At 64.3% G+C, this 6,074-nt stretch carries 4 protein-coding genes and 2 rRNA genes; all 6 read right to left on the bottom strand.

Features of this window, described 5'->3' with window-relative positions; genetic code table 11:
* Entirely contained in the window at positions 1–333 is a 333-nt protein-coding gene (locus ABT116_RS02640; RefSeq protein WP_003988855.1) for a small basic family protein, read from the bottom strand.
* Positions 330–1,244 (bottom strand): DUF881 domain-containing protein, encoded by a 915-nt coding sequence (locus ABT116_RS02645; RefSeq protein ID WP_351626752.1) that lies wholly within the window; start codon positions 1,242–1,244, stop codon positions 330–332. Before ABT116_RS02645 ends, ABT116_RS02640 begins: the two co-directional genes overlap by 4 nt.
* Before the next feature lie 98 nt (positions 1,245–1,342).
* The gene (locus ABT116_RS02650; RefSeq protein WP_351626755.1) at positions 1,343–3,838 is read right to left on the bottom strand and encodes a sugar phosphate nucleotidyltransferase; all 2,496 of its coding nucleotides are present in this window, start codon (positions 3,836–3,838) and stop codon (positions 1,343–1,345) included.
* A 114-nt stretch (positions 3,839–3,952) separates the two neighbouring features.
* On the bottom strand, positions 3,953–4,561 hold the full coding sequence (clsA, locus tag ABT116_RS02655) for a cardiolipin synthase ClsA (RefSeq protein WP_053674126.1): 609 nt from the start codon (positions 4,559–4,561) through the stop codon (positions 3,953–3,955).
* Positions 4,562–4,670: 109 nt separating this feature from the next.
* Positions 4,671–4,787: ribosomal RNA gene (gene rrf / locus ABT116_RS02660) — 5S ribosomal RNA — on the bottom strand.
* A gap of 92 nt (positions 4,788–4,879) precedes the next feature.
* Positions 4,880–6,074: ribosomal RNA gene (locus tag ABT116_RS02665) — 23S ribosomal RNA — on the bottom strand; the annotation flags it as partial.

A 6,074-nucleotide genomic window follows, 5' to 3' on the forward strand; every position in this document is an offset into this window, starting at 1 on the left:
TCACGCCCGGAACACGTGCCGGCGGATCGCCGCGGCGTTGGAGAAGATCCGGATGCCGAGGACGACCACCACACCGGTGGACAGCTGGGCGCCCACGCCGAGCTTGTCACCCAGGAAGACGATCAACGCGGCCACGACGACGTTCGACAGGAACGACACCACGAAGACCTTGTCGTCGAAGATCCCGTCGAGCATGGCCCGCAGCCCGCCGAAGACGGCGTCGAGCGCCGCCACCACGGCGATCGGCAGGTAAGGCTCGACCACCGCCGGAACCTCAGGCCGGACCAACAGGCCGGCCACGACTCCCACGACGAGGCCCAGTACGGCGATCACGATGTGCCCTTCTCGCTCTTCTCAATGCTCGGCTGTGCTGTGCGTACGATCACACTCGGCGCGGCAGGCAGCCGGAGATCGTCCTCCACGGAGATGCCTGTCCTGATGCCGTAGCTCTCCTGCAGCGCGTTGAGATACAACCCGTCCGCGCTGTTCTGGAACCGCGTGCTCAGCCGCTGCCCGTCCCCCACCGCGAGCACCGTGTACGGCGGCACCAGCGGCTTGTTGTCGACCAGTATGGCGTCCCCGGCAGCCCTGATCGCGGACAGCGCCGTCAACCGCTGCCCGTTGATGGAGACGGCCTCGGCACCCGACTCCCACAGCCCGTTGACCACGCGCTGCATGTCCCGGTCACGCACGCGGCCGGTGTCGGAGAAGCCGGAGGTCTCCCGCGGGTTGCCATCGCCACCGGAGGCGGCTTCCTTGGCGTCGTTCACCACGAGCTTCACACCGGGACCGTGCACCGCGACCGCACCCGACAGGATGCCCGCCAGGTCGGAGTCCCCACTGCCGCCGCTGTGCTTCAGCGCTTCGCGCTGCCGTGCGCCCACGTCCGCGCGAAGCTCGTCGACGGTGTCCTCCAGCTTGTCCGCCGCCTCGGTCTCCCGGTCGATGCGGTCGACCAGCTCTTCCCGCTCCTTGGCGACGACCGGGGCTGCGACCCGCGCCTGCGCCGCCCCGACGGTCACGACAAGGGCCGCGAGCACCAGTCCGGCGGCGAGCCCCAGTTTCGCCCTGAGCGTCTTCGGCATGCCGCTGTCACCCGCGGCCTTCTTGCGCTCGGCGGCCTCGGCATATCCGTCGTCGAGGCTGTGGTCCATGACGTTGGTGAGCAACGACATGGACGCATCCGGGCGCCGGGGCCGCGTGGGTGTGCTCCGAATGGGGGGTTGCTGCGGCATGCCGCACATCGTCGCACGTCGCGAGCACTACCTCCGAACGGGCCCACCGGCGTGCCGGACAGGCCCCGTTGGGGACACTTGTCCGGCACGCACGCGTGCAGCCCGTTCTACCGGCCGGCGCTGTCCACGACCGCCGACCATTCGTCCAGCAGGGCCTGCGCGGAGGCGTCGTCCGGCCCCTCGGCCCACAGGTGGGTGACGGCCTCGGCCGGGTCGGGCAGCACCATCACCCAGCGGCCGTCGGTCTCCACCACACGCACACCGTCCGTGGTGTCCACGAAGCGATCTCCGGCCGCTTCGACGACCCGACGCATCACGAGCCCCTTGACGGCCCACGGGGTCGCCAGATCCCGCTTCAGGACGTGCGCCCGCGGGATCCTTGCGTCGATCTGGCTGAGCGTGAGCTGCGTCCGCGCCACGAGCCCGATGAGCCGTACGAAGGCCGCGGTGGCGTCGTACACGCTGCTGAACTCGGGCACGATGAAGCCGCCCTTTCCGTCACCGCCGAAGATCGTCCCTTCCTCACCGCCCACACGTGTGAGGTCGTCGGGAGAGGTGGTCGTCCACTCGACCTGCGTCCCGTGGTACGCCGCCACCTGCTCGGCGATCCGGGTGGTGGTCACCGGCAGCGCGACCCGGCCGCTGCGCCGCTCCGCGGCCACGAGATCGAGCATGACGAGCAGCGCCCGGTCGTCCTCGATGATCCGGCCCTTCTCGTCGACGAGCGACAGCCGCTCACCGACCGGGTCGAACCGCACACCGAACGCGGCTCCCGAGGACGCCACGATCTCCCCGAGGCGCACCATCCCCGACCGCCGCATGTCGGCGGTCTCCGTCGGCCTGGACTCGTCGAGGCCGGGGTTGATCGTCAGCGAATCGACCCCGAGCTTGCCGAGCAGGCTGGGCAGGACGAGTCCCGCACTGCCGTTGGACGCGTCCACGACGACCTTCAGCCCCGACTCGGAGATGCCTGTGGTGTCGACGTTCCGAAGCAACGACCCGGTGTACGAGTCGAAGACGCTGGCCGGGAAGTGCAGATCCCCGATCTCACCGGGGAACGCCCGACGGTACTCCTGCCTCGCGAACACCCGGTCCAGCTTCCGCTGGCTGCCCTGCGACAGGTCCGCACCGTTCCCGTCGAAGAACATGATGTCGACGGAATCCGGGACCCCGGGGGTGGTACGGATCATGATGCCGCCCGCACTGCCGCGCGCGGTCTGCTGCCGGGCCACGGGCAGCGGCACGTTCTCCAGGTCGCGCACGTCGATCGCACTGGCCTGCAGTGCTGAGATCACTGCCCGCTTCAGCGCACGGGCACCACGCGAGTGGTCCCGGGCCGTGGTGACGGTCGAGCCCTTCTTCAACGTCGTCGCATACGCGCCGGCGAGCCGCACCGCGAGTTCCGGCGTGATCTCGACGTTCAGGATGCCGGACACTCCGCGGGCGCCGAAGAGGTGCGCCTGGCCGCGGGACTCCCAGATCACCGAGGTGTTGACGAAGGCGCCTGCCTCGATGGTCTTGAACGGATAGACCCGCACATTGCCCTGGACGATCGATTCCTCACCGATCAGGCACTCATCACCGATGACCGCCCCGTCCTCGATCCGCGCCGCACGCATGATGTCGGTGTTCTTGCCGACCACGCAGCCACGCAGATTGCTGTGCGGCCCCACGTAGACGTTGTCGTGGACGACGGCCTTGTGCAGGAACGCGCCGCTCTTGACGACCACATTGGAGCCCACGACGGTGTGCTCACGGATTTCGGAACCGGCCTCGACCTTGGCGTAATCGCCGATGTAAACAGGTCCGCGGAGTACGGCGTCGGCATGGACCTCCGCACCCTCGGCGACCCACACGCCCGGGGAGATCTCGAACCCGTCGATGTCGACGTCGACCTTGCCCTCGAGGACATCGGCCTGCGCCTTCACATAGCTCTCGTGCGTGCCGACGTCCTCCCAGTAGCCCTCGGCGATGTAGCCGTAGATGGGCTTGCCTTCCTTCATCAGCTGCGGGAAGACATCACCGGACCAGTCGACGGGCACATCGGGCTCGACGTAGTCGAAGACCTCGGGCTCCATCACATAGATGCCGGTGTTCACCGTGTCGGAGAAGACCTGGCCCCAGGTGGGCTTCTCGAGGAAGCGCTCCACCTTGCCTTCCTCGTCGACGATGGTGATACCGAATTCGAGCGGATTGGGCACACGCGTCAGACAGACGGTGACCAGCGCGCCCTTCTCCTTGTGGAAATTGATGAGCTCGGTGAGGTCGAAATCCGTCAGAGCGTCACCGGAAATGACAAGGAAGGCATCGTCCTTCAGCGCTTCCTCGGCGTTCTTGACGCTCCCGGCGGTACCGAGTGGCTTCTCCTCGTTGGCATAGGTGAGCTCCATACCCAGCTCTTCGCCGTCACCGAAGTAGTTCTTGACGAGCGACGCCAGGAACTGGACGGTCACGACTGTTTCGTTGAGCCCATGCCTTTTGAGCAGCCTAAGAACATGCTCCATGATCGGCCGGTTGGCCACCGGCAGGAGCGGCTTGGGCATGCTTGAGGTCATAGGGCGAAGGCGCGTGCCTTCGCCTCCGGCCATCACGACGGCCTTCATGTCGGAAGCGTCCTCCTCGAAGAGACGGTCTAGCCGACTTCCCCCGCCAGGATTGTCCCGCACTTATCCGGCACAGGCCATCGCTCCGCTACGGCAGCAGGACCATCCGAGAGTTCAATCGGCTATGGCGTCCGCACGGACCAGACGGCGGACTTGTACCACGTAGAGGACTCCTGCCCACCAGTACAGGGTTGTACCCCACCCGGCGAACGCCCATCCGAAAATAGCAGCGAGTGACGAGATCCAGCTGCTTCCGTCACTCAGCAGAAGCAGGGGGAAGGCGTACATCAGGTTGAAGGTGGCGGCCTTACCCAGGAAGTTCACCTGGGGCGGCGGATAGCCGTGCCGGCGGAGGATGCCCACCATCACCAGCAGAACCAGCTCTCGCGCCAGAAGTGCGGCGGTCAGCCAGAGGGGCAGAATCTCACGCCAGGTGAGGCCGACCAGGGTCGAGAGAATGTAGAGCCGATCGGCCGCAGGATCGAGGAGCCGGCCGAGGCTGCTGATCTGGTTCCAGCGCCGCGCGAGCTTGCCGTCCAGATAGTCGCTGACACCGCTCAGAGCGAGTACCAGAAGGGCCCAGCCGTCACTCTGGGGTCCACCGAACTCAGGGAGCAGGATCAGCCACAGGAAGACGGGTACGCCGACGAGGCGGGCCATGCTGAGGATGTTCGGGATGGTGAGCACACGGTCCGTCTGGACGCGAGTCTCCTGAACCTCCACCCGGGGGCCTCCTGTGGGAAACGTGCGAACGATGCCCCCTGACCCTACCTCAACGCAAAAAAGCTCTGGCTCTTGGGCTGTATGCCCAAGAGCCAGAGCTCTAAAAGGAGTTCGGCGGCGTCCTACTCTCCCACAGGGTCCCCCCTGCAGTACCATCGGCGCTGTAAGGCTTAGCTTCCGGGTTCGGAATGTAACCGGGCGTTTCCCCTACGCTATAACCACCGAAACACTATGAAACTGTGAACAGCCGCACCACGCCGTGACCATGGCATGGGGCTGTTCGTGGTTTCAGAACCAACACAGTGGACGCGAGCAACTGAGGACAAGCCCTCGGCCTATTAGTACCGGTCAACTCCACACGTTACCGTGCTTCCATATCCGGCCTATCAACCCAGTCGTCTACTGGGAGCCTTACCCTCTCAAGGAGGTGGGAATACTCATCTCGAAGCAGGCTTCCCGCTTAGATGCTTTCAGCGGTTATCCCTCCCGAACGTAGCCAACCAGCCATGCCCTTGGCAGAACAACTGGCACACCAGAGGTTCGTCCGTCCCGGTCCTCTCGTACTAGGGACAGCCCTTCTCAATATTCCTACGCGCACAGCGGATAGGGACCGAACTGTCTCACGACGTTCTAAACCCAGCTCGCGTACCGCTTTAATGGGCGAACAGCCCAACCCTTGGGACCGACTCCAGCCCCAGGATGCGACGAGCCGACATCGAGGTGCCAAACCATCCCGTCGATATGGACTCTTGGGGAAGATCAGCCTGTTATCCCCGGGGTACCTTTTATCCGTTGAGCGACGGCGCTTCCACAAGCCACCGCCGGATCACTAGTCCCGACTTTCGTCCCTGCTCGACCCGTCGGTCTCACAGTCAAGCTCCCTTGTGCACTTACACTCAACACCTGATTGCCAACCAGGCTGAGGGAACCTTTGGGCGCCTCCGTTACTCTTTAGGAGGCAACCGCCCCAGTTAAACTACCCATCAGACACTGTCCCTGATCCGGATCACGGACCCAGGTTAGACATCCAGCACGACCAGACTGGTATTTCAACGACGACTCCCCCTGAACTGGCGTCCAGAGTTCAAAGTCTCCCAGCTATCCTACACAAGCCGAACCGAACACCAATATCAAACTGTAGTAAAGGTCCCGGGGTCTTTCCGTCCTGCTGCGCGAAACGAGCATCTTTACTCGTAGTGCAATTTCACCGGGCCTATGGTTGAGACAGTCGAGAAGTCGTTACGCCATTCGTGCAGGTCGGAACTTACCCGACAAGGAATTTCGCTACCTTAGGATGGTTATAGTTACCACCGCCGTTTACTGGCGCTTAAGTTCTCAGCTTCGCCCTGACGAATCAGAGCTAACCGGTCCCCTTAACGTTCCAGCACCGGGCAGGCGTCAGTCCGTATACATCGCCTTACGGCTTCGCACGGACCTGTGTTTTTAGTAAACAGTCGCTTCTCGCTGGTCTCTGCGGCCACCCCCAGCTCACCGTGTAAAACGGATCACCAAG

Source organism: Streptomyces sp. NPDC002130 (genome assembly GCF_040296465.1).
In the GTDB taxonomy this organism is placed as follows: domain Bacteria; phylum Actinomycetota; class Actinomycetes; order Streptomycetales; family Streptomycetaceae; genus Streptomyces.

Bases quoted from the DNA above. Each gene is read 5' to 3' on its own strand.
- ABT116_RS02645 (WP_351626752.1), bottom strand. From the start codon at position 1,244: ATGTGCGGCATGCCGCAGCAACCCCCCATTCGGAGCACACCCACGCGG.
- ABT116_RS02650 (WP_351626755.1), bottom strand. From the start codon at position 3,838: ATGAAGGCCGTCGTGATGGCCGGAGGCGAAGGCACGCGCCTTCGCCCT.